The sequence below is a fragment of the Gymnodinialimonas sp. genome, from assembly GCF_059726805.1.
Window position 1 is genome coordinate 1,277,572 of the sequence record NZ_AP041059.1, and the last position, 22,121, is coordinate 1,299,692.

Sequence of the window (22,121 nt, forward strand, 5' to 3'; positions counted from 1 at the left end):
CCCCATTTGCGCTGCACCGATGCCGGGGCGGGCGGTCTGATCCCCAGGATCGGTGGAGATTTCACCTTGGATTACCTGCTTGTTGTATCGGGCTTGGCGCTGCTTGTGGCGGGCGGAGAAATTCTTGTGCGCGGGGCACTTGGCCTGTCGGTACGATTCGGGATCACGCCCGCTATCGTGGGCGCCGTGGTCATGGGGTTCGGCACCTCGACCCCGGAACTGGCGGCATCGGTCACGGCGGCCCTGTCGGGCGCGCCGGGGATCGCGTTGGGCAACGTCATCGGCTCCAACATCGCCAACGTGGCGCTGATCCTGGGTGCGACCGCCCTGATTACACCCATCGTCGCGCGGCTGGGCTGGGTAGAGGCCGTGGGCGTCGCCGTGGCGACGGCGGCGATGATCGGCGTGCTGCTTCTGGGGGGCATCGGTGTCGCAGTGGGCACGCTGTTTCTGGGGGCGCTTGCGGCTTTCCTTCTGGCCAGCCTCTGGGTTGGCCAGTCGGGTGGCGGACCCGATGCACCGGGTTTCGGCCTGCCCCTCAGCCTTCTATGCGTGGGCCTTGGCCTGGTGCTTCTGATCGGCGGTGCCCAAGCGCTGGTGGGTGGTGCCGTAGGCATCGCCGGGGATTTCGGCGTGCCGCCCTCGGTGATCGGTCTGACGGTGGTTGCCCTTGGCACGTCCTTGCCGGAGTTGTCCGCAAGCCTTTCTGCTGCGCTGCGCGGGCAAAGCGCGATGGCCCTGGGCAATATCGTAGGCTCTAACATCTTCAACGTATTGGGCATCCTCGGGATCACCGCGCTGGTGCAGCCGATTGCCGTGCCGCCGTCGTTGCATATGGCTGAGGTTTGGGGCCTGGCCCTGACGGCTGCTGCGCTTCTGGCGCTTGGCCTTTGGGGGCGGGTGGGCCGTATCGCGGGGGCGATAGGGCTTGCGGGATACGCGGCTTACGTCGTCACCGTGCTGACCTGAGGCGGCGTGTGGCCGCCGAAGAGCACCCTCAAAAAGAGTGGAACGTGGGGCGAGGGCTGCTATCTTTGGGGCAGCAAAGGAGTCGCGCCATGCCTGACTACATCAAGATGATCCTGCGCCATGCCGCTTACGGCGGCGTCATCGCACTTGCCTTCGTTGCGACGATCCTGTGGTTCAACGTGGCGAACCTCTGGCATCTGGTGACCCATACGTCCGAGGGGCCCCTGGCCCTGATCGTGATGACGGTTCTGTGCTGGATCACCTTTGGCTCGGTCCAGATCGGCATTCGCATCATGATGATGGAAAGCGACGACGACCAGGAAGGCGGCAAGCGCGCGCCCGAGCCGCTTGCGATCCCGATCCCGGTCCGCGTGCAGGACACGCGCGGCCGGTAAAGTGGCGGGGACCACCGCTTCCGTAGAGGCGTATATTCCCGAGGACCTGTATATACAGGTGGGCGCCAGATAGCAGGGCCACGGCCAAGCCAGAGCCAGCTCCCTCGGATTTGCTTAAGGCCACTGGAATGTTGCCACAGGTACGAGAAGGGTAGATCCGCCACGTCGGTAGGTAGGCGGCGGCGGGGCATCCGGCAAGGGGCAGGTGCTAATTGGCTGAAATTGCTTCGCGCAGGGACAACAGGTGCTTGTCCCATCCCCCGTCAAAGGCGGTCAGCAGGCCGAACGCCTCGGCGCCCGTGGGGATGCCGTCGTGGCGCAGATGCAGACGAGTGCCGGCCTCCACCGCGGTCAGGGTCCATGTCACCTCGGTCATCAGCCCGCCCATGGGTCGTGCGGTGAAGCTGTAGGACAGGTGCGTGGGGGTCGTGGCCTCGCGCACCTCGCCCCAGACCAGCGGCGCGCCGTCTTCCCCGGGCATGGAGAATGCGCCGGGCGTTGTCAGGGCGCGCTCAGGGCGGTGGAACCAGATCGCCAGCTTGTCGGGATCGGTCAGGAAAGCCCAGACCTCGGCGGGCGGGGCGGAAAGGATCAGGGTCTTCTCGATCGTATGGCTGGTCATTTGGTTTCCTTTTCGACGGCTGTTTTGAGGGCAGAAAGGCGATCATCCCAGAACCGGTCAAAGAAGCTGAGCCAGGACTCAACCGCACGGAATCCGTCCGGGTTGATCGCATTGATCCGCTCGCGCCCCTTGGCGGTGACGGTGATCAGATGCCCCTCTTCCAACACGCGAAGGTGCTTCTTGATCGCGGGGCGGGTCATGTCGAAATGCTCTGCGACCTCGCCAATGCTCAGATGCTGCGCGCTCAAGAGCCCGAGGATGTCGCGGCGGGTGGGGTCGGCGAGGGCGCGGAAGGTGGCATGGGGATCTGTGTGCATGTCATAATACCATTTGGTCTTCATTAGATATGAAACCAAATGGTATCATGTCAAGTCGCTTGATTTTTGTTCACCTATTGTTCATGCTTCCACTATGCGAGACGAAGCGACAGACATTACCCTGATGCCCGGCCAATTGCTGGCACGCGGCGTGTGCCGCCATTTGCGCAGCCATGATTTCGTGACCCTGGAAGAATTCACACCGGAACGCGGCAAACGGCTCGACGTGATGGCGATGGGGCCCAAGGGCGAGTTGTGGGTGATCGAGTGCAAATCCTCCCGGGTGGATTTCACCTCCGACGCCAAGTGGGAGGGGTACCTGGAATGGGGAGACCGCTATTTTTGGGCGGTAGATGAGGCGTTTCCGACTGAGCTTCTGCCCGATGACACCGGCCTGATCATCGCCGACGGCTACGACGCCGAGATCCTGCGGATGGGGCCAGAGACAAAGCTGGCGGGCGCAAGGCGCAAGGCGGTGACCCAGAAATTCGCCCGCGGCGCGGCCCTGCGCCTGCAGGTCCTGCGGGATCCCGCCGCCGGGGTGATGGGCTGACCGGCCTAGCCCATGATGTCCGTCGTCAAGGCCACCAGCATGAAGCCGTTCGCCAGCACAAGCGCGATCCACCAGGCGTTGCGCCACCGCAGGGCGGGCACGAGGCAGGCCACCAGCCAAACCGGCAGGGCGATGAGGGTTGAGACCAGCCCATAGCCCATGGCGTAGCCGACGGGCTCCTGAAGTCCTGCGCCGCCCGTCTCGGCAGCGGGCAGGGTTCCTGCCGCCCAAAGCGACAGCAGCGATGCCCCGGTGCTGAGGAGGAAGCCGATCACCAGGTAGCCTGAAAGCTCAAGCCCCTTGAGAAGCATGAAGATCAGGTCTTTCATGCGTGCGACCCCCGGGGCATGGCGCTACTTGCCCTTCTTGCCGACCTTGCGCGCGGTCGCCGCCGCAGCGCGCAGTTCTTCGGCGATGTCTTCGGCCTCGTCGGGGTCAAAATCCATCGGCAGATCGATGCCCTCGCCCACAAGGTAGATCCGCACCATGCCCAGGTTCGTCGGCCCGATCTGAAGATCGGCGGCCAGGTCGTTTTCGCTGTTGATCCCCATGGGAGCCTCCGGGTCTGTTTTGCGATGATCTGCTGTATTGGGCGTAGCGCAGGCGCGCGGGTGGTGGCAAGGGAGCGGCGCGATGTGGTTTCACGCATTTGAGCCTCTTGCAATCGGAAGGGGCCAGCGCTATGCCGCCTGCGTGCAGGTGATGCACGATGGATGCCGGCGTAGCTCAGTTGGTTAGAGCGCCTGATTGTGGATCAGGAGGTCCCCCGTTCGAGCCGGGGCGCTGGTACCATTAATCCCTTTTATTGTCCTACCGCATGATCTTCATGGTCCTACCGCGCTTCGCGCTACTTGAGGACATTATTCATGGTCCTACCGCCCTGCGGGCTACTTGAGGACATTATCCATGGTCCTAACGCCCCGCGGGCTACTTGAGGACGGGAGCAAGCGCCAAGTCCCTGCGGGCTCCTTGAGGGCGGAACCCCGTCCCAACACTCTGCGCGCTAAGTCGAGTCGGCCCCTCCGCGCGGGCTTTGCCCGCTTCTCGCAGCCGTCACTGGGGCAGCATCATCTCTTCCACCAGGTCCTGCGTATCACTCGCGAAGACGCGGATGATGCCGTCGTCGCCGATGATCACCGTATACCCGTTGATCACGCTATAGCCGACGGTGCCCACACCCGGTGGGATCTCGAAGACGTCGGGGTGGACCAGAACCGGGCCGCGCACGTCATTCAGTCGGATGACAAGCAGCAAGATGACCGTTAAGACGCCGAGGATCATCACGCCGGTCAGCACCGTCACCAACACGCGCAGGAAGCGCAGGTTGGGGGGCAGGGGGCCGTCACCTTCGGGAATGTCATCCGCCATGTCTAGCCCTACGCGTCTTGTTTCAGTTGTCATCGGCCCCAATCCGGGTCCGCGCCTTGATAAGGCACTGGCGCGCGCCGTGCCAGAGGGCGAAGCGATCAGCCGGACGCGGTTGGCGAAACTGATCCCGGCGGGCGCCGTGACCGTGAACGGCGCGGTGCTGACCGACCCCAAGGCGCGCGTGGTGGAGGGCGACGCGGTCACGATCACCGTGGAAGAGGCGGTCGATGTCGAGACTGTGGCCGAGGATATCGCGCTCGACGTCCTCCATGAGGATGACGACCTGATCGTGGTGAACAAGCCTGCGGGCATGGTGGTGCATCCGGCGCCGGGCTCGCCATCCGGAACATTGGTCAACGCGTTGTTGCATCATTTCGGCGGTAAGCTGTCCGGTGTCGGCGGAGAGAAGCGTCCCGGCATCGTGCACCGGATCGACAAGGATACCTCGGGGCTCTTGGTCGTGGCCAAGTCCGACCGGGCGCATCACGGGTTGGCCGCGCAGTTCGCCGATCACTCGATGGAGCGGGAGTATCTGGCGCTGTGCCACGGCGTGCCGGACGGGGCCGACCCGCGCCTGCGCGGGGTAAAAGGCGTCAGCTTCGAGGGGGCGATGGTGAAGATCACCACCCAGCTGGCGCGCCACAAGACCGACCGTCAGCGCCAGGCGGTCCTGTTCACCGGCGGCCGGCATGCGGTGACCCGCGTGCGCGTGCTGGAGGCCCACGGCCCGGTCGCGCTGGTGGCCTGCAGGCTGGAGACCGGGCGCACCCATCAGATCCGGGTGCATATGTCCCACGCGGGCCACGCGCTGATCGGCGATCAGACCTATGGCGGGCGAAGGCGGGTCAGCGCCAAGGTGGCGGGCCACGAGATGCTGAACAGCTTCCCGCGCCAGGCGCTCCACGCCGCCACCCTGGGGTTCGTGCATCCCGTCAGCGCAGAGACCCTGCGGTTTGAGGCACCTTTGCCCGAGGATTTCCGTGCGTTGCTGGCGGCGCTGGCCTAAGCGCCTATTCCACAGGATAGCCCTGTAACATGTGCACAAATGCACGTGATCGTGCGTCGATGGATATTGCTGTTCGTATTCGCAAGGTGCATAACCCCCATCCGAAATGTGAATACGGCCTCTTGAAGTTAAGTTAATCGTATTTACATATCCTTCATACCGGACGTGCATCAACGCATCCGGCCCGCAAAACCGGGACCAAACGCAATAGGGGGACCAGACATGGCCAATTATGCAAATCTTCCCGCCCCGACACCTGAGGGCGGACTGAACCGTTACCTTCAGGAAATCCGCAAGTTCCCGATGCTGGAGCCGGAGGAAGAATACATGCTCGCCAAGCGTTGGGTCGAGGATGAGGACACCGATGCCGCGCATCAGATGGTGACCTCGCACCTGCGCCTCGCGGCCAAGATCGCCATGGGCTATCGCGGCTACGGCCTGCCCCAGGCCGAGGTGATTTCCGAGGCCAACGTGGGTCTGATGCAGGCGGTCAAGAAGTTTGACCCCGAAAAGGGCTTCCGCCTGGCCACTTATGCGATGTGGTGGATCCGCGCCGCGATCCAGGAATATGTCCTGCGGTCCTGGTCGATGGTGAAACTGGGCACGACGTCCGCCCAGAAGAAGCTGTTCTTCAACCTGCGCAAAGCCAAGGCCCGTATCGGCGCGCTGGAGGAAGGCGACCTGCGTCCTGAAAACGTCGCTCGCATTGCCAACGACCTAGGCGTTACGGAAACCGAAGTGATCTCGATGAACCGCCGGATGTCCGGGGGGGATGCCTCTCTGAACGCGACGGTCGGGTCCGAGGATGACGGCACCGCGCAGTGGCAGGATTGGCTGGAGGATGAGGATGCCGATCAGGCGACGGATTACGCGGAGCGGGACGAGTACCAAAGCCGCATGGCCCTGATGGCTGAGGCGATGGAAGTGCTCAATGATCGGGAGAAAGACATCCTGACCCAGCGCCGCTTGCAGGAGAAGGCGGTGACGCTGGAAGACCTCTCGGCGGTCTATGACGTCAGCCGCGAGCGGATCCGCCAGATCGAGGTGCGCGCGTTCGAGAAGCTGCAAAAGCGCATGCGCGAGATGGCCCGTCAGCAGGGCATGCTGACGTCTGCGTAAAGGAAACAGCAGGGCATGGCGATGCCCGCATAATACACGGGCGCCGCCACCCAAGACGGCGCCCGCACGATAAAGGCCCACACCGCTTGCGCGGTGTGGGCCTTTTCTTTGCGCAAAAGCACAGTCGCAGGTAGGGAAACCCTCCCTTTCGGGCGCGGCGGGCAGGGCGCATGTTGCGCCCAAGACATCGCCCCTTCATCACCGGACCCGCCCCCATGCTTCGCCGCCTCCTGAGCCTCAAACCCGCAGCCCCTCATCCGCCCGCCCCGGCGGACGTCTTCGCAGCGCTCCGCAGCTTGCCGCAGTTCAGCCTCGCGCGGGCGGCCCAAGACCTGCCGCGCGAAGGGGCGTGAGATGTATGTGACCCCCACCCAAATCGCCCTCGTCCATGCCACCCTGCCGCGTCTGACCCGTCGGCCCGCCCAATCTGCGATGGCGTTCGAGATGCATCTGGCCCGCTACGCCCCGGCGCTGGCCCGGCGCATGCCGCTCTCCCCGGTCGCTCTGCTCGCCGATGCCGTGGCGCTGATCGACACCCCCGCCGCGCTGCTTCGCCATGTCGCGCCGCTGGCCCATACCCTGCGCGCACACGCCATGTCCCCCCGGGGCTACATGGCGCTTCATGCCGCACTGATGGATATGGTGTCCGAGCATCTGGGCCATGACCACCAGCTGGAAGAGGCCTGGTCCGACGTGATCGGCCTGATCCTCGCGACGATGCTGGCCGAGGCCCACGGCCCGCGCATCAAAGCGATGCCTCTGGCGGCCTAGGGCAGGGCGCGCTACCAAACCCCCATGAAAACGCATTTGACCTGGGGGATCCTGGGCGCCGCCGGTTTTGCCCGCAAAACCATGGCCCCCGCGATCCATGCCGCCCGCCGAACCCATCTGAAATCGGTTGCCACCCGTGATCCGGCGCGCGCCATTCCGTTCTCGGACCTGGTTCCGGGCCTTAGGGTCGAACGCAGCTATGACGCGATCCTGGATGACCCCGAGATTGACGCGGTCTACATTCCGTTGCCCAACGCGCTGCATACGGAATGGAGCGCCAGGGCCGCGACCGCCGGCAAACACGTGCTCTGCGAAAAGCCCATCGGGCTCAGCATCGCTGACCTCGACCACCTGATCACCACGCGTGAGGCGACATCGCGCCTGATCGCCGAGGCCTGGATGCCCGCCCACCATCCGCAGTGGCAGCGCACCCGCGCGCTCTTGGCAGAAGGCGCGATCGGCACCCTGCGCAGTGTCAGCGGCGCCTTCACCTATGCGCTGGCCGACCCGTCGAACATTCGCCTCTCCGCTGATCTGGGCGGCGGCGCCCTGCGCGATGTGGGCGTCTACCCCCTTGGCGGTTTCCGCCTCGCCACGGGGCTGGAGCCCGTGCCGACCCATGTCGATTGGGTCCTGGAAAACGGCGTCGATACCTCCGCCTGGGTCGCGGCAACTGCGGGCGAGGTCCGGTTCAATTTCCACGTCTCCATGCGCGCCGCGCGTCACCAACAGATGATGTTCCACGGCACCCAAGGCACGCTGACCCTGCCTGCGCCGTTCAACCCCGGCTCTTACGGCGAGGCGCAGATCATCATCGCGCGCGACGGCGCGGACGTGCAGGTGATCCGCTTCCCTGGCGTCGATCAATACGTGGCCCAGGTGGAGGCCGTGGCCGCTCACGTCCTGGAGGCCACGCCCTTTGCCTGCCCGCTGGAATTCTCGCGCGGGACCGAGGCCGCCCTCGATCAGATCTTCGCCAAAGGATGCGTATAGAAAGTGCCGGACGCGCCCGTTATGATGCGCGTGATCCGTTCCAAAAGGACATGACCCATGGCCCGAAATGACGATGCAAACCTCGACGGTCGCGTGAACGGCGAACAGCCCGAGACCGTGCGCGACGCCCTATTGCAGCGGCTGCTTTACGTGGTGCTGATCGCGATCATGTTGAGTTTCGCGAGCACGGTTTTGACCGCGATCACGGTGATCCAGTTCATCGTCATGGTGGTCTCCAAGGGGGAGCCGAACGAGCGTCTCGCTGATTTCGGCACCGACCTGGGGATCTGGATGGCCAAAGCCGCCCGCTACCAGGCGGCGGCCTCCAACGTGAAGCCCTGGCCCTGGACCGATCTGGATTGACCTCAGCGGCCCATGGGCCATGTTAGGTGTCACCCCGCCAGCTCAGGAGCCAGCCCCATGTCCACGCCAAAAATCGCCCAAACCGCCCCCTATCCGGTGGAGGTCGAGGCCGGAAAATCCTATTTCTGGTGCTCCTGCGGGCAATCGGCCAATCAGCCGTTTTGTGACGGCTCCCACAAGGGCTCCGATTTCACGCCGGTGAAATTCACCGCCGAGAAAGACGGCAAAGCCTTCTTCTGCGGCTGCAAGGCCTCGGCCAACCAGCCGATGTGCGACGGGTCCCATTCCAAACTCTGAGTGCGCCCCAAATCCGGCCCGCTGCGAGGAGCGCCGGGAGGCGCGAGGAGGGGCGGTCGCGCCGGACGGCGCGAGGCGGGAAGCGCGCGCAGCGCGTCTACTCCAACCGCGCCCGCAACACGCGCAGCATGTTGCCCCCCATCACCGCGCGCACCTGATCCTCGGTCGCGCCCGCGCGCAACAGCGCGTCGGTCAGCGCGGCCAGCTCTGACGTATCAAACCCCACCGTCACCGACCCGTCGTAATCCGAGCCCAGGGACACGTGATCAACGCCAAGCGCGTCAATCGCCGCCATGATCACCCGCGCCACCCCGTCAGGGCTGTCATCGCAGGTCACATCGGCCCAGTAGCCGATCCCGATCACACCCCCGCCCTGATCCGCACCATTGGCCACAATCGCGCGCATCAGGTCATCGGGGAAGTTGCGATGGGCCTCACAGGCCGAGTTCAATCCGGTATGGCTGACGATCAGCGGAATATCCGTGGCCGCAATAACATCGCGCGCCACCTGCGGTGAGGAATGCGCCAGATCCAGCACCATGCCACGCGCCACAACCTCGGCCACGACCTCCTGTCCGAACTCTGTCAGGCCCTGATTGCCCACCCCGTGCAGGGATCCGCCCACTTCATTATCGAAGAAGTGGTGCAGCCCGACCAGCCGATACCCGGCCTGTTCCAGCCGGTCCAGATTGGCCATGTCCCCTTCAAGCGCATGGGCGCCCTCAATGCCCAACAGGCCGCCCACAACCTGAACCCCTTGCGCGCGGGCTTCCAGCAGCGCGTCCAACTCGACCTCCGAGGTGATCACCCGCAACCCGTCGGAGGTCTCCGCGAACCCATGCAGCCGCTCGGCTTGATACAGGGCGCGTTCCACCAGCGAATTCCAGGTGCGCGGCGGCCACATCTGGCCCATAGCCAGAAGCGTGATGTTGTCCCGCGCATCCGGGTCGTTCTGGTGATAATTCTGCCCCGCAGGCGATTTCGTGACCGCGGCAAAAACCTGCAGCGCCACATTGCCCTCCAGCAGCCGCGGGACATCGACATGCCCCCGCGTGCCCCGCTCGGTCAGATCGCGCGCCCACAACAGGCTATCGGCGTGCCAATCGCCAATCGTCAGCGTGCCATGCAACGCCGCCGCCCTGTCCGAGACGGGATAGGGCCCCTGCCAATTGATGCCGTTACGCTCGGCCTCAACATACCCCGGCGCAAAGGTCAAAAACGCGGCGAGGCCCACGACCAGAAGCAACAAAGCCCGTCCCAGTAGTTTCCGCAGCAGGCGCATCATGGCCTCCCAATCCTATCGGTTAGCCAGCACCGTAACCCTTGCCACAAGCCGCAACGCTCACTCCATCGCCTCCAACTCATCGATGAAGCCCTCGATCATGCTCAAGCCCTTGTCCCAGAACGCCGGGTCGCTGGCATCGAGCCCAAACGGCTCCAACAGCTCCTTATGGTGCTTCGATCCGCCCGCCTTCAGCATGTCGAAATACTTCTCTTCAAAGCCCTCGTTGCCCTCCGCATAGACGGCATACAACGCGTTCACCAAGCCGTCGCCGAAGGCATAGGCATAGACGTAAAACGGCGAATGGACGAAGTGCGGGATATAGGCCCAGAACGTCTCATACCCGTCCATGAACTCGAACACCGGCCCCAGGCTCTCGCCCTGCACAGACATCCACAGCGCGTTGATATCATCGACCGTCAATTCACCACCGCGCCGCGCCTCATGCAGCTTGCACTCGAAATCATAGAAGGCGGTCTGGCGCACGACCGTGTTGATCATGTCCTCGACCTTGCCCGCCAGCATCACCTTTTTCTCGGCGTCATCCTTGGCGCCCTCCAGCATCTTGCGGAACGTCAGCATCTCACCAAACACGCTTGCCGTCTCGGCCAGGGTCAACGGAGTAGACGACAACATCTCCCCCTGACCCGCCGCCAGGCGCTGATGCACCCCGTGGCCCAATTCGTGCGCCAAGGTCATGACATCACGCGGTTTTCCCAGGTAGTTGAGCATCACGTAAGGGTGCACATCCGTCACCGTGGGATGGGCAAAGGCGCCGGGCGCCTTGCCCTCCGTCACGCCCGCATCAATCCAACCGTCGGTAAAGAACGGCTCCGCCAGCTCCGCCATGCGGGGATCGAACTCGGCGTAGGCCTCCGAGACAACACGGCACGCCTCGTCCCAGCCCACGATCCGGTCTTCACTCATCGGCAGCGGCGCATTGCGGTCCCAGACCTGCAACGTCTCCAGCCCCAGCCACTTGGCCTTCAGCTTGTAGTACCGATGCGACAGACGCGGATAGGCCGCCACCACCGCATTGCGCAGCGCCTCCACCACCTCGGGCTCCACATGGTTCGCCAAATGCCGCCCGGCCTGGGGCGAGGGCAACCCGCGCCACCGGTCGCCAATCTCCTTTTCCTTGGCCAGCGTGTTATGCACCCGCGCAAAGAGCGGCGCCGTCTCGCTGAACTTCTCCGCCAAAGCCCGGGCCCCCGCCTCGCGCTTCGCGCGGTCGGTCTCCGTCAACAGGTTCAGCGTCGCTTCAATGCCAAGCGTCTCGCCCTCCACCTCAAAACTTAGCCCCGCAATCTGTTCGTCAAAGAGCTTGTTCCACGCCGAAGAGCCCACGACAGAGGCATCGTGCAGATACTTCTCCAACTCATCGCTCAACTGGTAGGGCTTCATCGCGCGCATCCGGTCGAAGACCGGCTTGTAACGCGCCAGATCGTCATTCGCGCCCATCATCGCGTCATAGGCGTCATCCTCGATCCGGTTGAATTCCAGCGAGAAAAACACCAAGGGCGTCGTATAGGTGGTGATCTTGTCCTGCATGTCGGACATGAACTTCGTCCGCGCGCCATCGGTCGTCTTCTGGTAGTACCGCAGCCCCGCAAACGACATGATCCGCCCCGCGATCATGTCGATCTTCTCGTAGCGCAACGTGCACTCCAGCAGCCCGTCGGCGTCCAGAGCGGCCAGCTTGCCCTCGTAATCCGCCGCGAACGACCGGCAGGCCTCTTCCAGCCAATCCAGATCCCGCTTCAACGCGGCCGCATCCTGCCCCTCATAAAGATCGTCGAGGTTCCACTCCGGCAGACCCTCAAGGGGCCCGCCTCCGGTCTCAGTTGCAGCATCACGAACGGGAAAAGGCAGGCGCATCAGGGATCCTCGGGCTTGAAAACGTTCAGACAGATATGCGCCCGACGCGGCCCACTCTCAACCCGCCTCCCTTTCATCTTGCCAAAAAAACTCAAACACAAGCGCCTGCCAACCAGCCCCACCCTCACCAATGAGGCGCCGCCGCGCGCGGGCGTCAGCCCGCGCGCGGCCCCCCGGCGACGGCGAAGCCGGCGCAATCCCTGCTTACAACACCCCTTTTACAATTCGACGTCGCCGCCTTCGCCGATCTCCGGAACAAACTCCGGCGCATCGGGGGAGCGGCGGATGATGATATCGCCATTGGGCAGCCGCTCCGGCAATTCGTAGGACGTCACATCGTCCATCAACTCGCCCATCCGGTTGAGAAACGGCAAGACCTCATCCTCGAAATAAGGCCGCGCCTCCTCGATCATCGGGCGCATCTCTTCCATCAATCCTTCAAGGATCATCCGAGTGCCTTCGCCCAGAAGCCCAAGGCCCTCCGAGACATCACCGTCGTCCTGCGCAGCCGCGGGCGCCGCAATCGCTAGCGCGCCGGCCACAAGTCCTGCGGAAAGTACATGTTTCATGGGATTAAGATGGGGGCTCGGGGGGGCTCAGATCAAGTCCCCGAAACTGGCCCCTCTCTTAGGCCAAGTCCAGACTGACCGGGAAATGATCGGACGCGGTCAGCAGCGCCTCCCTCAGGTCCGTGCGGCCCCAGCAGTCCGGGTCGTCAAACGGATGCCAGATCCGCCAGCGACCGGCGCGGGGCCGCAGGCCGGGCGAGACCATCACGTAGTCCAGCAAGGCCTGCAGATACCGATTTTCATGGCGTTTGAAGAACCGCGCCGTCGTGGGCGTGGCCGACAGCTTGGACACCAGGGCCTGAGCCGCGTGGGGGTCAAACAGCCGCCGCTCGGCCGCGCCCGCACTGCCCAACACAATCTCCAGACCCGAGCGTCCGAACAAAGCCTCGTACTCATCCAATCCGGGTCCGTCGTTCAGATCACCCGCCACGATCAGCGCCTCGCCCGCCTCCAGATGCGCCTCGACCCTGCGCCGCAGCCAGATGCATTGCGCCAGCTGCTTGCGGCGGTTGGCAATCGCCATCCGCATCACATCCGCATCACTCTTCGCCCCATGGGGCGCCTTGGATTTCACATGCGCACCAATCAGGCGGATCGGGCCCACCGGCGTCTCCAAGGCCGCCTCCAGGGGCGGCTTGGAGAACCGCACCAGGTCCTCCGTCGCGTCGATATCCAGATCAATCGCGAACTCCCCGTCAAACCGCGGCGCGCCCGCCTGCAACGGATCATGGCGCGCAGTGATCACATCCGGATCATACAGCAGCATCAGCTCCTGGCGCGTGTCATTGGCAAAGCCCACCAGCACCTCGCGCGCGCGCAAGCCCGCCTGGGTGGCAAACCCGCGCAAGGCCACCGCCCCGTCGCGGCCCCGGCTGGTGTCAGGGGCCTCCACCACCAGCACGGCGTCCGCATCCATCGCCTGGAACACCCGTGTCAGCGCGTCGATCTGGGCCGCGCGCGTGACATTCCACCGCCCCGACCAGCCGTCATCGCGCAACAAATTGCCCGCATCATCGAACAACTTGTAAAACCACTCCACGTTATACGTGGCGATCCGCATCTCAGGCAGGTTCCCGGCGGCTGTCCTGGATCTCTTCCCAGGCCTGGTTGATCGCCTGCATCCGCTGCTCGGCCAGTTTCACCGCTTCCTCCGGCACGCCCCGCGCGACCATCTGGTCGGGGTGGGTCTGGCGCACCTCGGCCCGGTAAGCGGCGCGAATGTCGTCCAAAGGCGCATCGGGCGAGACCCCCAGCACGGTATAGGGATCGGGGGCCGCATCCGGCACATGGCGCGCGCGCAGCCTGCGAAAGCCCGCGTCGTCCATCCCGAAGATCTCAGCCACCCGCGACAGGAACGCATCCTCCGCCGGGTGGTACTCGCCATCGGCGGCGGCGATGTGAAAGAGCCCCTCCATCAGGTCACACAGCACCGAGTCCGCGCCGCACGGCTTGCCGTCGACCCGGAACATCCGCGCGATCCGGTCGGCATATTGCTCAAACCCCGCCACATCCGCGCGCGCCATGTTGAAGACCCGCGCGGCGGCGGGCTCATCGGCGGCGGGGATGTGGAACACGCGGCGGAACGCCGTGACCTCATCACGCGTCACCAGCCCGTCAGCCTTGGCCATCTTGGCCGACAGCGCGATCACGGCAATGGTGAAGGCCACCGTCCGCTCCGGTGGCGTGCGCAGGCGGCCAAAGACCTCCGACAGGCTTTCGCCCTGGCGCAGCGCCTCCAGCGCCTCTGATATGCGAGTCCAAAGCGACATGGCCAAAGCTTACCCCGAGGCTGCCGGGAACGTCAGGGGGAAACGCACCTCACAACAGCTTTTGCAAAGCTCCGCATCTCTTTCAGAGATGCTTTTGCATTAAGACAAGGTCCAGATACCGCCCGAACTTATGCCCCACCTGCGGCAAATGCCCCACCGTCTCAAACCCCATCGCGCGATGAAACGCGATGCCGCCCGCGTTTTCGCCCGAGATCCCGGCAATCAGACTGTGGTTCCCAGCCTCTCGCGCATGGTCCTCCACCGCCACCAGGAGCGCCCGCCCGATCCCCCGCCCGCGCGCGCGCTCGGTCAAATAAATCGCGTGCTCCTGGGTCAGCCGATACCCATCGCCCCCGCGAAACTGCGCATAGGTGGCAAACCCCAGCGTCTGCGCGCCGTCCCGCGCCAGGAACACCGGCTGACGCGCCACCAGCTCTGCAATCGCCTCGCGCGTTTTGGGGGCCGAGGTAAAGGTGATCGTCGTCTCCGCAATCACCTCGTTCCACAGCGCCAAGATCGCAGGTACATCGTCAGCCCCCGCCCCCGAAATCACAACACCACCTCCCCACCGGGCGTGCTCAGCACCGCCTCAATCCGCACTGTGTCAGCTGCGAGGAGAATGACGCGTGCGTCATCGAGGAGGGGCTGAAGCGCCGCCCCAAGCGCCTCCACCTGGGGCGAAAACAACCGCAATTCCTTCAACCGCACGCCCGTATCCTGCAATCGGGGCGCCGGATGCGCCGCGCCATGCCACTGGATCAACGCCGGAAACAGCCCGCCAAAGGGCAGCTTCCCGTCGCGCGGCACCGCCATGGTCCAGCGCAGATCCGCCCGCTGCAGGCGCCACGGCATGCCAATCCCCTCAGGCGCCGCCGCAATCGCGGCCTCTATATCGGGGCAACGGCAGATCCAGTTCGTCACCCGCGCAGGCCCCTCAAACTCATCCAGGTTGAACCAGCGCGGCTGATCCGGGCCGGGGGCCTCGGGGTCAATCGCAATCAGCTCGAAATATTCCTCCGGCCCGAACGACAGCAGACGATTGTGGGTGCCCATGTCCGGGTGTGCGCCACCCGGCAACAAAGGTTGGCCCAGGGCTGCTTCCACGTCCCGCGCGCCGGGCTCCAACGCCTCGGCCGAGACGGCGATATGATCAAACGTCAGCATGCCCCCGTCGTAACCGAAGGCGCGCAGGTCGGAAAGCTCCTAGCGCGCTGGCCGTAAACCCGGCCTATTACGCCCATGAACACAGACCCCAAAGCCACCGCCCGCAAAGCCGCTTTCGCGGCCCGCAAGGCGGCCCACGCGCAAGCCACCAGCAAGACCCCGGCGGCGACCATGCACCTGATCGCCGCCATAGGCCCCGCCGCGGGTCGCACCATCGCGGGCTACATGCCGATCCGCACGGAAATCTCTCCACTGCCCGCCATGGAGGCCCTCCACGCCGCCGGCGCCCGCCTCTGCGTGCCGGTCATCAAAGCGGCGGGCCAGCCGCTCGACTTCCGCGAATGGACGCCGGGCGTGCGCCTCGAAGACGGCCCCTTCGGCGCTCAAATCCCTGCGAGCGGCGACTGGCTGACCCCCGACACCCTGATCGTCCCCCTCGTGGCCTTCGACGCGCACCTCAACCGCCTGGGCTACGGCGGCGGCTTCTATGACCGCACGCTGGAACGCCTGCGCGCCACCGCCCCCACAAGGGCCATCGGCTACGCCTATGCCGCGCAGGAGCTGCCCCAAGTTCCCCAAGAGCCGACCGATCAGCCCCTCGATGCGCTGATCACCGAAAACGGCCCCCTTGCCGCCACCCCAAAGCCCGCCTAAGCCCCTCCCATGCGTATTCTCTTTCTAGGCGATGTCATGGGCCGCGCGGGACGTGCGGCGATCACACAACGGCTCCCCGGCCTCCGGGCCGATTGGAAGCTCGATTTCGTGGTGGTGAACGGCGAAAACGCCACCTCCGGCATGGGCCTCTCGGGCGCCCACGCAAAGACCCTTCTGGACGCGGGCGTTGATTGCCTGACCCTCGGTGATCACGCCTTCGATCAAAAGGACATGCTCCAGTTCATCGAGACAGAGCCGCGCATCCTCCGCCCTCTCAACTTCTCCAAATCCGCGCCGGGCAAGGGCGCGCGCCTCTTTGACGTGAAGGGTCGCAAGGTTCTGGTGGCGCAAGCGCTGGGCCAGGTCTTCATGAAGCGCCCCTATGATGATCCGTTCTCGGCCCTCGAGGGCGCGCTCAAGACCCTCGGCGGGCAGGCCAAGGTGCACCTCATCGATATCCATGCCGAGGCCACGTCCGAGAAAATGGCCGTGGGCCACTTCTGCGATGGCCGCGCCAGCCTTGTCGTCGGCACCCACACCCATGTGCCCACGGGTGACGCGATGATCCTGCCCGGCGGCACCGCCTATATGACCGACGCGGGCATGTGCGGCGATTACAACTCCGTCATCGGGATGGAAAAGACCGAGCCGCTGCGCCGTTTCATTACCGGCATGCCGAAGGAGCGTTTCACTCCCGCCACAGGTGAGGCGACGCTTTCGGGCGTGTTGATCGAGACCGATGACCAGACCGGCCAGGCCAAATCCGTCACGCCCATCCGCGAGGGCGGACGCCTGCAAAGCGCCACCCCTTGACTAAGGCGCTGCCGCTTGTCCTGCTGATCGGCATGGGGGCGTTGTGGGGCATCACCCAGCCGCTCTCGAAGATCGCCGTGAACGCGGGCCACCGCGATATCGGCATCATTTTCTGGCAGTTCGCCATCGGTGCGGCGCTTCTGGGCGTGTTCAGCGTGATCCGCCGCAAGCCCCTGCCGCTGCACCCCCGGGCGCTGGCCTTCTACCTGTTGATCGCCATGATCGGAACGATCCTGCCCAACTCCGCCAGCTTCACGGCGGCCGTCCATCTGCCCTCGGGCATCCTGTCGATCGTTCTGGCCACCGTGCCGATGTTCGCCTTTCCCATCGCCCTGGCGGTCGGGATGGACCGCTTCTCGGCCCTGCGCCTCTTCGGCCTGCTGCTGGGCTTTACCGCGATCATCCTGATCGCCCTGCCGGGCACCAGCCTGCCGGATCCCGCGATGGCGATCTGGCTGCCCGTCGCGGTGATCGCGCCGTTCCTTTATGCGGTAGAGGGTAATATCGTCGCCAAATGGGGCACTGTGGGCCTGGATGCGGTGCAGGTGCTTTTCGGCTCCTCGGTTGTGGGCATGATCCTGTCCGCGCCGCTGGCCGTCGGCACGGGTGAATGGATCAGCCCCTTCGTGCCCTGGGACGCCGGGATCTGGGCCATCGTCGGCATCGCCATCGCCCATACCACGGCCTACACCACCTACGTCTGGCTTGTGGGCCGCACCGGCGCGGTCTTCGCGTCCCAAGTGGGCTATCTGGTGACGGGCTTTGGCATCCTCTGGGCCAAGCTGATCCTGGGAGAAAGCTATTCGCCCTGGGTCTGGGGCGCACTGGCGCTGATGCTTCTGGGCGTGTTCCTCGTTCAGCCGCGACGGATCTCACCTTGAGTTTCTTGGGTTCGTTGACCTTACGGAAATCCCGCCCTGTTCGGATCACCTAACAGCCCCTATACCAGTGTCATCGGTACCCAAGTGCCGTGGTCGGAACCCCTTCGGCCTATATTCCGTTCAAACACTTAGGATTTTCTCATGTTTACGTCTTTCAAAGCCCCCATCCTCGCCCTGGCCCTCGCGGCCACCGCCGTGCCGGCCATGGCTCAGCAATCGGTCGAGCTGGTCACCGGCATCGGCTTCGGCAACTCCCAGGTGGAGGCCACGCAGAACTCGGTCCGCGCCTGGATCATCGAGGGCACGCGCCTTTACGGCACCGCCGATTGGAACACCGCGCTGCGCGGCAACATCCAGTGCAACCAGACGCCCCAGACCGGCGGTGGCGGCGGTGCCACGACCATGGGCATCGGCGTTGAAGGTGACGCGACGGGCTCCTGGGCCTGCACCGTGACCGGCCTGCCGCTGAGCGCGATCAGCAACTGATCCCAGCGCCGCTTCCTTTTGCACCAAGTGCCCCGCTGACGTGTGTTCAGCGGGGCATTTGTGTTGCAGGGCCCAGGTCCCTGCGACAAAGATAGGCCCCGGGGCATCCCGCCCGAACCGGAGTTCCATGGTCGATCTACCCCTATCCGCGACCGGAGAGGGCCTTCTGACCCTCGCCATTCTGGCCGTCATGTTCGCCATGTTCCTGTGGGAGCGGTGGCCCACAGAGGTCGTCGCCATCGGCGGTTGCGCCACGCTGCTGATCCTGGGCCTTCTGCCCTACGCGCGGGCCGTTGACGTGTTGTCGAACCCCGCCCCCTGGACGATTGCCGCGATGTTCATCGTCATGGGCGCGCTGGTGCGTACCGGCGCGCTCGACGGGCTGACCAAGTTTGCCGAGGCCAATGCCAAGGCCCGCCCCGCGCTCGCCGTGATCAGCCTTTTGGCCTTCGTCGCCGTGGGCTCGGCCTTCATGAACAACACGCCGATTGTGGTGATCATGATCCCGGTCTTCGTGCAGATCGCCAAGATCCTCGGGCAATCGCCCTCCAAACTGCTGATCCCGCTGTCCTATGCGGCCATCATGGGCGGCACGCTGACCCTCATCGGCACCTCCACCAACCTGCTGGTCGACGGCGTCGCCCGCGCCCAGGGCCTGGCGCCATTCACCATATTCGAGGTCACGCCCATCGGCCTTGTCGTCGTCGCCTGGGGGATGATCTACCTGATGTTCGTCGGGCGTTTCCTGCTGCCCGACCGCGCCTCCATGGCGTCTTTGCTGGGGGGCGGGCGGTCGCGGCCGAAGTTCTTCACCGAAGTCGCGGTGCCCGAGGGCTCATCCCTGATCGGGCAAGCGGTGCGCGAGGTGGATCTGTTCAAACGCGATGGCGTGCGCCTGATCGACGTGCTGCGCGGCGATGCGTCCCTGCGCCGCGATCTGGCGGCGGTGGCCCTGCAGGAGGGCGACCGTGTCGTGCTGCGCACTGACATGGCCGAGGTGCTGGGCCTCCAGGCCTCCAAAGAGCTGAAGACCGTGGACAAGCTGAGCCAGGTGGCGACGGCCACGGTCGAAGTGCTGATCACGCCCGGCAGCAAGATGATCGGGCGCTCGCTTGGCAACCTGCGCCTGCGGCGGCGCTACGGCGTCTATCCGCTGGCGGTGCATCGGCGGAACCAGAACATCGGCACGCAGCTGGATGATCTGGTGGTGCGCATCGGCGATACGCTGCTGTTGGAGGGTGACCCGGCAGACATCGCGCGGCTCGCCGCCGACATGGGGCTGACCGATGTCTCGCACCCGTCCGAGCGCGCCTATCGGCGCGGGAAATCCCCCATCGCAATTGCCGCGATGGCGGGCATCGTGATCCTTGCCGCCTTCAACGTCGCGCCGATCCTGGCCCTCGCCGTGGTGGCCGTCGCCGTGGTCCTGCTGACCGGCTGCATCGACGCCGATGAGGCTTTCGGCTTCATCGATGGGCGGCTTTTGGCGCTAATCTTCGCCATGCTCGCTGTGGGCGCGGCGCTGGATCATACCGGTGCGATCACCCTGATCGTGGGTCAGGCCGCCCCCTGGCTGGAAGGCGCGCCCACCTGGGTGCTTCTCTTCGCCGTCTACTACATCACCACGGTGCTGACCGAGCTGGTCTCCAACAACGCCATCGCGGTGATCATGGCGCCCATCGCGATTGCCCTGGCCCAGGCCACGGGCGTCGACCCGCGGCCCCTGGTGATCGCCGTGATGATCGCGGCCTCGGCCTGTTTTGCCACGCCCATCGGCTATCAGACCAACATGTTGGTCTACGGGCCGGGGGGCTATGCGTTCAGCGATTTCATGAAGGTCGGCGTGCCGTTGAACCTGTCATTGGGCGTGGTCGTGTGTTTGACCATTCCGTTGATCTGGCCGCTCTGACCAGAAGGAGCCTTCGGCACATTGTCTATTTTTTTGGATGGGGGCTTTGCCCCCAAACCCCCAGGATATTTGGAGAACGGGGAAATGGGGGGCGGCGCGATTTTTGCGGTGGGGATTACAATGGCCAGACGAGGAGGATCGTGGGGATGGAGACGGCGACCACGATGACCTCCAGCGGCAGGCCCATGCGCCAGTAATCGCCAAAGCCGTAGCCGCCGGGGCCCAGGATCAGCGTGTTGTTCTTGTGGCCAATCGGCGTGAGGAAGGCGGCGGAGGCGGCGATGGCGACCGCCATCAGGAATGGATCGGGCGAGACGCCGAGGGACCCGGCCATGGTGATGCCCACGGGCGCCGCGACGATGGCGGTGGCGGTGTTGTTGAGCACGTCGGACATGGTCATGGTGACGACCATGAGGACCGTCAGGATCGCCCAGGCGGGCAGGCCGTCGGTCAGGGACACGAGCGAATTGGCGATGAGTTCCGTGCCGCCCGAACTGTCCAGCGCCGCGCCGAGCGGGATCATCGAGCCCAGAAGGACCACGACGGGCCATTCGATATGGTCATAGATCTCGGCGAGCGGCAGGATTTTCAACAGCACATAGCCTACAGCGACGATGCCGAGCGCGATGGGCAGGTAGACGATCCCTAGGGAGGCCGCGATCACGGCGGCGGCGAAAAGGCCGATGGCCGCCCAGGTCTTGGTGTCATTGGTCACCGTCAGGCCTCGGTCGGCCAGGGTCAGCCCGCCGAGCCATGTAACCACGTCGTCGGCACTGTCGGAAGGCGCCAGGAGCAGCAGGATATCGCCCGGCTCCACCACCGTTTTGCGCAGGCGTTTGGTGATCCGCGTGCCCTTGCGCGCGATGCCCATCAGCGTCGTGCGTTGCCGCCAGGCCAGCCCGACGCTTTCGGCGGTCTTGCCCACGATGCGCGCCTCATCGGGGACGACCATCTCGACGAAGGTGACGCCGTCGCCCGTGGCGTTATCGGCGGCATTGCCGGAGCCGTTGGTCTCCAGGCTCTGGCCCACCCGGAACTCGTCCAGCGCCTCGGGGGAGGCCTCCAGGACCAGCACATCGCCGTCGCGTAGTGTCAGGTTGCGACCCGTGCCGAAGCGCCGTTTGCCGTCGCGCAGGATGCCAAGGATCGCGACGTCGGCCTCTTCAGCGGCAGTTTGCAGATCGCGCAGGCGGGTGTTGGCCAGTTTGGAGCCCTCGGGCAAGCGCAGCTCTGCGATGTAGGGGGCGAGTTTGTCGAGTTGTTCCCCCACGCCGCTGTCGCGGTTGGGGATCAGGCGCCAGCCGATGAGCGCCACGAAGGCCAGCCCCGCGATGGCGGCAACCCCGCCCACGGGCGCGAAGTCGAACATGCGGAACGGCGCGCCCAATTGATCCTCGCGGATCGTGGCGATGATGATGTTGGGCGGCGTACCGATCAGGGTGACCATGCCGCCCAGGATCGTGCAAAAGGACAAAGGCATCAGGGACATGGCGGGCGAGCGACCCGCCTTTCGGGCCGTCGCGATGTCGACGGGCATCAGCAGCGCAAGCGCGGCGACGTTGTTCATGAAGGCCGACAACACGCCGCCGATGGCGCCCATGATCGAGATATGGGCGCCCAGCGAACGGGAGGCATCGACAAGCGTGCGGGTGATCAGGAACACCGCGCCGGACCGCACGAGGCCCGCCGAGACGACGAGGACCAGCGCCACGACCAGCGTGGCGGGGTGGCCGAAGCCCGCAAAGGCCTCGGACGCCGGGACAACGCCCAGAACGGTGCCGAGCATCAGGGCCGAGAACGCCACGAGGTCGTAACGGAACCGGCCCCAAAGGAGCAGAGCGAAGACGGCGCCGAAAAGTGAGAACAGGATGATTTGATCGGTACTCATGACGTCCTTGCATAGAAGCGCGCCGGAGGTGTGGGAAGGGAATAATGCGGGCCCG

Annotated in this window: 28 protein-coding genes, 1 tRNA gene and 1 other RNA gene; 16 read left to right on the forward strand and 14 right to left on the reverse strand. The window is 64.9% G+C overall.

Going from position 1 to position 22,121, the window contains the following annotated elements:
* Positions 1–66 precede the first annotated feature (66 nt).
* Both AC6I9R_RS06320 and AC6I9R_RS06325 read left to right on the forward strand, forming a co-directional pair.
* Positions 67–969: a sodium:calcium antiporter gene (locus AC6I9R_RS06320; RefSeq protein WP_461427981.1), complete on the forward strand. Its 903-nt coding sequence runs from the start codon at positions 67–69 to the stop codon at positions 967–969.
* An 89-nt stretch (positions 970–1,058) separates the two neighbouring features.
* The gene (locus AC6I9R_RS06325) at positions 1,059–1,364 is read left to right on the forward strand and encodes a hypothetical protein (RefSeq protein ID WP_461427982.1); all 306 of its coding nucleotides are present in this window, start codon (positions 1,059–1,061) and stop codon (positions 1,362–1,364) included.
* Positions 1,365–1,368: 4 nt separating this feature from the next.
* On the opposite strand, the gene ssrS is transcribed toward AC6I9R_RS06325, so the two are convergent.
* The 3 genes from ssrS to AC6I9R_RS06340 form a co-directional block, all read right to left on the reverse strand.
* Positions 1,369–1,525: non-coding RNA, 6S RNA (gene ssrS, locus AC6I9R_RS06330), on the reverse strand.
* Between the two features lie 47 nt (positions 1,526–1,572).
* Positions 1,573–1,986, reverse strand: a complete 414-nt coding sequence (locus AC6I9R_RS06335) for an SRPBCC family protein (protein WP_461427983.1) — start codon at positions 1,984–1,986, stop codon at positions 1,573–1,575.
* Positions 1,983–2,327, reverse strand: coding sequence for an ArsR/SmtB family transcription factor (locus tag AC6I9R_RS06340; protein ID WP_461427984.1), 345 nt, complete (start codon positions 2,325–2,327; stop codon positions 1,983–1,985). Before AC6I9R_RS06340 ends, AC6I9R_RS06335 begins: the two co-directional genes overlap by 4 nt.
* Before the next feature lie 70 nt (positions 2,328–2,397).
* Here AC6I9R_RS06340 and AC6I9R_RS06345 point away from each other — a divergent pair, with 70 nt between their 5' ends.
* A complete protein-coding gene (locus AC6I9R_RS06345; protein WP_461427985.1) occupies positions 2,398–2,856 on the forward strand; it encodes an MmcB family DNA repair protein in 459 nt (152 codons plus the stop codon).
* A gap of 5 nt (positions 2,857–2,861) precedes the next feature.
* Here AC6I9R_RS06345 and AC6I9R_RS06350 read toward each other — a convergent pair whose 3' ends face one another.
* The gene (locus AC6I9R_RS06350) at positions 2,862–3,185 is read right to left on the reverse strand and encodes a hypothetical protein (protein ID WP_461427986.1); all 324 of its coding nucleotides are present in this window, start codon (positions 3,183–3,185) and stop codon (positions 2,862–2,864) included.
* A 24-nt stretch (positions 3,186–3,209) separates the two neighbouring features.
* The gene (locus AC6I9R_RS06355) at positions 3,210–3,407 is read right to left on the reverse strand and encodes a DUF6324 family protein (RefSeq protein WP_461427987.1); all 198 of its coding nucleotides are present in this window, start codon (positions 3,405–3,407) and stop codon (positions 3,210–3,212) included.
* Between the two features lie 164 nt (positions 3,408–3,571).
* Here AC6I9R_RS06355 and AC6I9R_RS06360 point away from each other — a divergent pair.
* Positions 3,572–3,648, forward strand: a tRNA-His gene (locus AC6I9R_RS06360).
* A 261-nt stretch (positions 3,649–3,909) separates the two neighbouring features.
* Here AC6I9R_RS06360 and AC6I9R_RS06365 read toward each other — a convergent pair.
* Positions 3,910–4,224 carry a DUF6476 family protein gene (locus AC6I9R_RS06365; protein ID WP_461427988.1) on the reverse strand — a complete coding sequence of 105 codons (315 nt, stop codon included), beginning with the start codon at positions 4,222–4,224 and terminating at the stop codon, positions 3,910–3,912.
* Here AC6I9R_RS06365 and AC6I9R_RS06370 point away from each other — a divergent pair.
* The 7 genes from AC6I9R_RS06370 to AC6I9R_RS06400 all read left to right on the forward strand — a co-directional run bounded on the left by AC6I9R_RS06370 (position 4,223) and on the right by AC6I9R_RS06400 (position 8,773).
* Positions 4,223–5,230, forward strand: a complete 1,008-nt coding sequence (locus AC6I9R_RS06370; RefSeq protein ID WP_461427989.1) for an RluA family pseudouridine synthase — start codon at positions 4,223–4,225, stop codon at positions 5,228–5,230. The genes AC6I9R_RS06365 and AC6I9R_RS06370 overlap by 2 nt on opposite strands.
* A 222-nt stretch (positions 5,231–5,452) precedes the next feature.
* A complete protein-coding gene (rpoH, locus tag AC6I9R_RS06375; protein WP_461427990.1) occupies positions 5,453–6,349 on the forward strand; it encodes an RNA polymerase sigma factor RpoH in 897 nt (298 codons plus the stop codon).
* A gap of 215 nt (positions 6,350–6,564) precedes the next feature.
* Positions 6,565–6,702 carry a hypothetical protein gene (locus AC6I9R_RS06380; RefSeq protein WP_461427991.1) on the forward strand — a complete coding sequence of 46 codons (138 nt, stop codon included), beginning with the start codon at positions 6,565–6,567 and terminating at the stop codon, positions 6,700–6,702.
* A 1-nt stretch (position 6,703) separates the two neighbouring features.
* Positions 6,704–7,120 (forward strand): globin domain-containing protein, encoded by a 417-nt coding sequence (locus AC6I9R_RS06385; protein WP_461427992.1) that lies wholly within the window; start codon positions 6,704–6,706, stop codon positions 7,118–7,120.
* Positions 7,121–7,144: 24 nt separating this feature from the next.
* Positions 7,145–8,113: a Gfo/Idh/MocA family protein gene (locus AC6I9R_RS06390; protein WP_461427993.1), complete on the forward strand. Its 969-nt coding sequence runs from the start codon at positions 7,145–7,147 to the stop codon at positions 8,111–8,113.
* Between the two features lie 57 nt (positions 8,114–8,170).
* The gene (locus tag AC6I9R_RS06395) at positions 8,171–8,476 is read left to right on the forward strand and encodes a DUF4389 domain-containing protein (protein WP_461427994.1); all 306 of its coding nucleotides are present in this window, start codon (positions 8,171–8,173) and stop codon (positions 8,474–8,476) included.
* A gap of 57 nt (positions 8,477–8,533) precedes the next feature.
* Positions 8,534–8,773 (forward strand): CDGSH iron-sulfur domain-containing protein, encoded by a 240-nt coding sequence (locus AC6I9R_RS06400; RefSeq protein WP_461427995.1) that lies wholly within the window; start codon positions 8,534–8,536, stop codon positions 8,771–8,773.
* Between the two features lie 97 nt (positions 8,774–8,870).
* Here AC6I9R_RS06400 and AC6I9R_RS06405 read toward each other — a convergent pair whose 3' ends face one another.
* The 7 genes from AC6I9R_RS06405 to AC6I9R_RS06435 form a co-directional block, all read right to left on the reverse strand.
* Positions 8,871–10,055: a dipeptidase gene (locus tag AC6I9R_RS06405; protein WP_461428183.1), complete on the reverse strand. Its 1,185-nt coding sequence runs from the start codon at positions 10,053–10,055 to the stop codon at positions 8,871–8,873.
* 60 nt (positions 10,056–10,115) lie between these two features.
* Positions 10,116–11,933, reverse strand: a complete 1,818-nt coding sequence (locus AC6I9R_RS06410) for a M3 family oligoendopeptidase (RefSeq protein ID WP_461427996.1) — start codon at positions 11,931–11,933, stop codon at positions 10,116–10,118.
* Between the two features lie 218 nt (positions 11,934–12,151).
* The gene (locus AC6I9R_RS06415) at positions 12,152–12,502 is read right to left on the reverse strand and encodes an AAA+ family ATPase (RefSeq protein ID WP_461427997.1); all 351 of its coding nucleotides are present in this window, start codon (positions 12,500–12,502) and stop codon (positions 12,152–12,154) included.
* A gap of 58 nt (positions 12,503–12,560) precedes the next feature.
* On the reverse strand, positions 12,561–13,562 hold the full coding sequence (locus AC6I9R_RS06420; RefSeq protein ID WP_461427998.1) for an endonuclease/exonuclease/phosphatase family protein: 1,002 nt from the start codon (positions 13,560–13,562) through the stop codon (positions 12,561–12,563).
* A gap of 1 nt (position 13,563) precedes the next feature.
* The gene (locus AC6I9R_RS06425) at positions 13,564–14,271 is read right to left on the reverse strand and encodes a TerB family tellurite resistance protein (protein WP_461427999.1); all 708 of its coding nucleotides are present in this window, start codon (positions 14,269–14,271) and stop codon (positions 13,564–13,566) included.
* An 82-nt stretch (positions 14,272–14,353) separates the two neighbouring features.
* Positions 14,354–14,824, reverse strand: coding sequence for a GNAT family N-acetyltransferase (locus AC6I9R_RS06430; RefSeq protein WP_461428000.1), 471 nt, complete (start codon positions 14,822–14,824; stop codon positions 14,354–14,356).
* Positions 14,821–15,435 (reverse strand): VOC family protein, encoded by a 615-nt coding sequence (locus AC6I9R_RS06435; protein ID WP_461428001.1) that lies wholly within the window; start codon positions 15,433–15,435, stop codon positions 14,821–14,823. Before AC6I9R_RS06435 ends, AC6I9R_RS06430 begins: the two co-directional genes overlap by 4 nt.
* 75 nt (positions 15,436–15,510) lie before the next feature.
* On the opposite strand from AC6I9R_RS06435, the gene AC6I9R_RS06440 reads away from it, so the two are divergent.
* From AC6I9R_RS06440 to AC6I9R_RS06460, 5 genes are all read left to right on the forward strand, one after another.
* The gene (locus AC6I9R_RS06440; RefSeq protein WP_461428002.1) at positions 15,511–16,089 is read left to right on the forward strand and encodes a 5-formyltetrahydrofolate cyclo-ligase; all 579 of its coding nucleotides are present in this window, start codon (positions 15,511–15,513) and stop codon (positions 16,087–16,089) included.
* Positions 16,090–16,098: 9 nt separating this feature from the next.
* Entirely contained in the window at positions 16,099–16,902 is an 804-nt protein-coding gene (locus AC6I9R_RS06445; RefSeq protein WP_461428003.1) for a TIGR00282 family metallophosphoesterase, read from the forward strand.
* On the forward strand, positions 16,899–17,783 hold the full coding sequence (locus tag AC6I9R_RS06450) for a DMT family transporter (RefSeq protein WP_461428004.1): 885 nt from the start codon (positions 16,899–16,901) through the stop codon (positions 17,781–17,783). The genes AC6I9R_RS06445 and AC6I9R_RS06450 overlap by 4 nt, the downstream gene beginning before the upstream one ends.
* Positions 17,784–17,924: 141 nt before the next feature.
* Positions 17,925–18,269 carry a hypothetical protein gene (locus AC6I9R_RS06455; RefSeq protein ID WP_461428005.1) on the forward strand — a complete coding sequence of 115 codons (345 nt, stop codon included), beginning with the start codon at positions 17,925–17,927 and terminating at the stop codon, positions 18,267–18,269.
* Positions 18,270–18,396: 127 nt separating this feature from the next.
* Positions 18,397–20,178 (forward strand): SLC13 family permease, encoded by a 1,782-nt coding sequence (locus AC6I9R_RS06460; RefSeq protein ID WP_461428006.1) that lies wholly within the window; start codon positions 18,397–18,399, stop codon positions 20,176–20,178.
* Positions 20,179–20,293: 115 nt separating this feature from the next.
* Here the strand turns inward: AC6I9R_RS06460 and AC6I9R_RS06465 are convergent, their stop codons facing one another.
* Positions 20,294–22,066, reverse strand: coding sequence for an SLC13 family permease (locus AC6I9R_RS06465; protein ID WP_461428007.1), 1,773 nt, complete (start codon positions 22,064–22,066; stop codon positions 20,294–20,296).
* Positions 22,067–22,121: the final 55 nt, after the last annotated feature.

What these genes read in the sequence shown, in the direction of transcription:
- AC6I9R_RS06460 (WP_461428006.1), top strand. Translation starts at nt 18,397, where the DNA reads ATGGTCGATCTACCCCTATCCGCGACCGGAGAGGGCCTTCTGACCCTC.
- AC6I9R_RS06440 (WP_461428002.1), top strand. Translation starts at nt 15,511, where the DNA reads ATGAACACAGACCCCAAAGCCACCGCCCGCAAAGCCGCTTTCGCGGCC.
- AC6I9R_RS06415 (WP_461427997.1), bottom strand. Translation starts at nt 12,502, where the DNA reads ATGAAACATGTACTTTCCGCAGGACTTGTGGCCGGCGCGCTAGCGATT.
- AC6I9R_RS06335 (WP_461427983.1), bottom strand. Translation starts at nt 1,986, where the DNA reads ATGACCAGCCATACGATCGAGAAGACCCTGATCCTTTCCGCCCCGCCC.
- AC6I9R_RS06365 (WP_461427988.1), bottom strand. Translation starts at nt 4,224, where the DNA reads ATGGCGGATGACATTCCCGAAGGTGACGGCCCCCTGCCCCCCAACCTG.
- AC6I9R_RS06425 (WP_461427999.1), bottom strand. Translation starts at nt 14,271, where the DNA reads ATGTCGCTTTGGACTCGCATATCAGAGGCGCTGGAGGCGCTGCGCCAG.
- AC6I9R_RS06390 (WP_461427993.1), top strand. Translation starts at nt 7,145, where the DNA reads ATGAAAACGCATTTGACCTGGGGGATCCTGGGCGCCGCCGGTTTTGCC.
- AC6I9R_RS06385 (WP_461427992.1), top strand. Translation starts at nt 6,704, where the DNA reads ATGTATGTGACCCCCACCCAAATCGCCCTCGTCCATGCCACCCTGCCG.
- AC6I9R_RS06435 (WP_461428001.1), bottom strand. Translation starts at nt 15,435, where the DNA reads ATGCTGACGTTTGATCATATCGCCGTCTCGGCCGAGGCGTTGGAGCCC.
- AC6I9R_RS06345 (WP_461427985.1), top strand. Translation starts at nt 2,398, where the DNA reads ATGCGAGACGAAGCGACAGACATTACCCTGATGCCCGGCCAATTGCTG.
- AC6I9R_RS06350 (WP_461427986.1), bottom strand. Translation starts at nt 3,185, where the DNA reads ATGAAAGACCTGATCTTCATGCTTCTCAAGGGGCTTGAGCTTTCAGGC.
- AC6I9R_RS06420 (WP_461427998.1), bottom strand. Translation starts at nt 13,562, where the DNA reads ATGCGGATCGCCACGTATAACGTGGAGTGGTTTTACAAGTTGTTCGAT.
- AC6I9R_RS06445 (WP_461428003.1), top strand. Translation starts at nt 16,099, where the DNA reads ATGCGTATTCTCTTTCTAGGCGATGTCATGGGCCGCGCGGGACGTGCG.
- AC6I9R_RS06395 (WP_461427994.1), top strand. Translation starts at nt 8,171, where the DNA reads ATGGCCCGAAATGACGATGCAAACCTCGACGGTCGCGTGAACGGCGAA.
- rpoH (WP_461427990.1), top strand. Translation starts at nt 5,453, where the DNA reads ATGGCCAATTATGCAAATCTTCCCGCCCCGACACCTGAGGGCGGACTG.
- AC6I9R_RS06410 (WP_461427996.1), bottom strand. Translation starts at nt 11,933, where the DNA reads ATGCGCCTGCCTTTTCCCGTTCGTGATGCTGCAACTGAGACCGGAGGC.
- AC6I9R_RS06340 (WP_461427984.1), bottom strand. Translation starts at nt 2,327, where the DNA reads ATGAAGACCAAATGGTATTATGACATGCACACAGATCCCCATGCCACC.
- AC6I9R_RS06400 (WP_461427995.1), top strand. Translation starts at nt 8,534, where the DNA reads ATGTCCACGCCAAAAATCGCCCAAACCGCCCCCTATCCGGTGGAGGTC.
- AC6I9R_RS06355 (WP_461427987.1), bottom strand. Translation starts at nt 3,407, where the DNA reads ATGGGGATCAACAGCGAAAACGACCTGGCCGCCGATCTTCAGATCGGG.
- AC6I9R_RS06465 (WP_461428007.1), bottom strand. Translation starts at nt 22,066, where the DNA reads ATGAGTACCGATCAAATCATCCTGTTCTCACTTTTCGGCGCCGTCTTC.
- AC6I9R_RS06325 (WP_461427982.1), top strand. Translation starts at nt 1,059, where the DNA reads ATGCCTGACTACATCAAGATGATCCTGCGCCATGCCGCTTACGGCGGC.
- AC6I9R_RS06370 (WP_461427989.1), top strand. Translation starts at nt 4,223, where the DNA reads ATGTCTAGCCCTACGCGTCTTGTTTCAGTTGTCATCGGCCCCAATCCG.
- AC6I9R_RS06405 (WP_461428183.1), bottom strand. Translation starts at nt 10,055, where the DNA reads ATGCGCCTGCTGCGGAAACTACTGGGACGGGCTTTGTTGCTTCTGGTC.
- AC6I9R_RS06455 (WP_461428005.1), top strand. Translation starts at nt 17,925, where the DNA reads ATGTTTACGTCTTTCAAAGCCCCCATCCTCGCCCTGGCCCTCGCGGCC.
- AC6I9R_RS06380 (WP_461427991.1), top strand. Translation starts at nt 6,565, where the DNA reads ATGCTTCGCCGCCTCCTGAGCCTCAAACCCGCAGCCCCTCATCCGCCC.